The organism is Cupriavidus sp. FW305-F7 (genome assembly GCF_058782875.1).
The window spans coordinates 1-542 of sequence record NZ_JBYSYC010000150.1 but is presented as its reverse complement, the minus strand read 5'-3'; the positions used below and the strand labels follow the sequence as shown (position 1 = coordinate 542).

Annotated in this window: 1 protein-coding gene; it reads left to right on the top strand. The window is 56.5% G+C overall.

Going from position 1 to position 542, the window contains the following annotated elements; all coding sequences use genetic code 11:
* The first annotated feature begins 134 nt into the window (after positions 1-134).
* On the top strand, positions 135-446 hold the full coding sequence (locus AC3WL8_RS40040; RefSeq protein ID WP_492380274.1) for an alpha/beta fold hydrolase: 312 nt from the start codon (positions 135-137) through the stop codon (positions 444-446).
* Positions 447-542 lie beyond the last annotated feature (96 nt).

The following is a 542-nucleotide window of genomic DNA, read 5'->3' as shown; positions in this document are numbered from 1 at the left end:
CCTGGCCGTCGGCCTTATCCGATCCCGCTCAGTTTCTACCTCGATTCTCTTGATGCCGTGGGCCGTGGACTGGGTTACGACGAGATGAAGGTTGGCCTGCCCTGGAGCGATGAGCAACTCGAACAGCGCATGGATTGGCTGCCGACGTGCGACCGACGGCCATTATCGAGTCGCACAAGTCATTTCACGAAGAGGACATCCATCGCGACCTGCCGGACATCGCCGCCGCGACCCTGTTGTTGTATGCGGAGAAGGGAGGGACGGTGTCAGATGAGGATGCAGATGAACTCACGGGGGCGCTCAGAGACTGTCAGAAGGAGCGCATCGATGGCGCCGGTCACATGATTCCATGGGATCGTCTGGAAGCCTTTGTATCCTCGGTGCAGCATTTCCTCGCCGATCGGCCATCACGTTCTGGTGTTCATGTATATACGAAGAGTAGTTAAAAAACATACGAAGCGTATGTTTATGTGCTAGCATACTTCAACCTCGATGCTGCGCCATGCAAGGTCCATCAAGGCAAAGCCGGCGCACCGGCTACC